At 37.4% G+C, this 1,958-nt stretch carries 2 protein-coding genes; one reads left to right on the top strand and one right to left on the bottom strand.

All coding sequences use genetic code 11. The features are described from left to right. Positions 1-263, top strand: a 263-nt coding sequence (locus tag CBG25_RS05975; protein ID WP_290603799.1) for a transposase, incomplete at its 5' end; no start/stop codon positions are given. Positions 264-549: 286 nt separating this feature from the next. Here the strand turns inward: CBG25_RS05975 and rdgC are convergent. After that, positions 550-1,458, bottom strand: coding sequence for a recombination-associated protein RdgC (gene rdgC, locus CBG25_RS05970; RefSeq protein ID WP_290605295.1), 909 nt, complete (start codon positions 1,456-1,458; stop codon positions 550-552). Positions 1,459-1,958 lie beyond the last annotated feature (500 nt).

The following is a 1,958-nucleotide window of genomic DNA, read 5'->3' as shown; positions in this document are numbered from 1 at the left end:
AGGCAAACGGCTATAGGAGCCAGATTCAGCGTAAAGGCCATCGAAACAAACCGTTGTCCAAGACTCAGCAAGGGCGAAACCACAGGATTGCAAAGACTAGGGCACGGGTTGAACATGCATTTGCGGCGATGGAACAAATGGGTAGAAAACTGATCCGCACCATTGGACAGGTGCGCGCTAATTTTGCCATGACGATGATGGCAGCATGTTACAACCTAAAGCGGTTGGCGTACTTCCAGAGCGCGTGCATCGTGGCTTTCTGACGCCCAGAATGGGTCAAATGGCCCTAGCCAGGGCAATGTGCGATAGAATCAGTAACGTGATAATCAAAAAAAATCTAATTATTTAGAATGAAAGCCAAGGGTTAATTGAAAATCTTGAGTTTTTCGAGGTGCCCTATATTTATTCATTTAAACAAGTAAAGGTATAGTGATATGAGTTTATTTATCATTCAGTCCAGAAGGGGGAATTTACCTAGTCGATAAAATTAAATTGGCGATTAAAAATCGCCATTTCCAGTGATTTTAGTGCATTAACAAGCCAATCGCATTAAGTATTCATTTCTGCACCTAAAGCATCAATTAGGCATTTTATCAACGTACTTATTTCGTTTGTCATCAAGATATAATCAGCATCAAAACGTTGGGCAAAATCTGTTTTATCAATATCATCATTTTGTTCTTTTATTAGATCACTAAATTTTAGTCTTTTAACAGTTCCGTCGTCCGAAAGAATGAATTGAATACGCTCTTCCCACTCTAATGCTAATTTTGTTACCCGTTTTTTAGCTTCAATATGGGCAATAATTTCATCGCAGCATAAATCTTGTTTTTTACAACGGATCACGCCCTCTTCTTCAACAGGTGCTTTTAATTCAGCTTCATCCAATAAACTAAAACCATTGGCTGGTTGGCCCGAGCGTAGCCACTCAGTTAATGTCAGTTCGATCGGATTTTGATAACTTAGAGGAACAACTGGCAGCGAATCTAATGTTTTACGTAAAAAAGCCAGGTTATCTTCAGCACGTTTAGTACTGGCTGCATCTACGATAATCAGGTTATTGATTATATCTAACCAGATATAAGTATGACTGATTTTACTAAAAGCTCTGGGCAAAAGCGCATGAATTACTTCGTCTTTCAATGGATCTTTTTCGCTTTTTTTCAGTTTTCGCGCCTGAGCTGTTTCTAGTTTTTTAATTTTTGCTTGTAACTCTTGTTTGATAACTTGTGCTGGCAGCAGTTTTTCTTCTTTCTGTGCGCAAAGTAGAATTTGATTATTAACCGAGTGTATTAGCGCTTCACTGTGAGGTCCCATCGGTGATGTCCAACCTATTTTCATCATATCTTGGCTTCCGCATGGGCTATAAGCCACTGTGGCAAGTTGTTTTTCAAGCTTATCGACGGATAATGTAAATTCCCGATTTAAGCGGTAGATCATTAAATTTTTAAACCACATCTCAAGGCTTCCTCGTTATTCCATTCCAAAAAATCGTGGGTATAATAACGGATCACACACTTCGACCCTAGTTTTCAATTGCAATTTTTATTGCTTAAGTCAATTTTAATGGGTTTTAACCATCTGGATATGTCACTCTTATCTTAAATAATGATGTATTTATAGTGATAAATTGATTTTAAAATTAAACTGTTACAATATAAGGCAATATTTTATTATCCATTATGATTAAAATAAACTTCTAACAATAAAAGGATAAATTTTAATAATAGGAAAAAGAATAAAAACAATATCTTATTTTACTGATTAAATTTACTAAAGGGCACCTCGAAAAACCTAAGCCGAGTTTGATTTTGCTGATAAAGTTATCGGAAGCTGGTCTACTGAGCTAACCACCATGAAGAAACGCAGCGCCATTAAGAATGACCTCTTTGCAAACCAGTATCACCAACAGACGATCGACAAGTTGGGTGACCCGCTGGTCAAGATCGAAACCTGTA

This window comes from Arsenophonus sp. ENCA (assembly GCF_002287155.1).
Taxonomy (GTDB): Bacteria; Pseudomonadota; Gammaproteobacteria; order Enterobacterales; family Enterobacteriaceae; genus Arsenophonus; species Arsenophonus nilaparvatae.
The sequence above is the reverse complement of the archived record's forward strand: the minus strand, read 5'-3'. Positions and strand labels throughout refer to the sequence as shown.

Bases quoted from the DNA above. Each gene is read 5' to 3' on its own strand.
- rdgC (WP_290605295.1), bottom strand. From the start codon at position 1,458: ATGTGGTTTAAAAATTTAATGATCTACCGCTTAAATCGGGAATTTACA.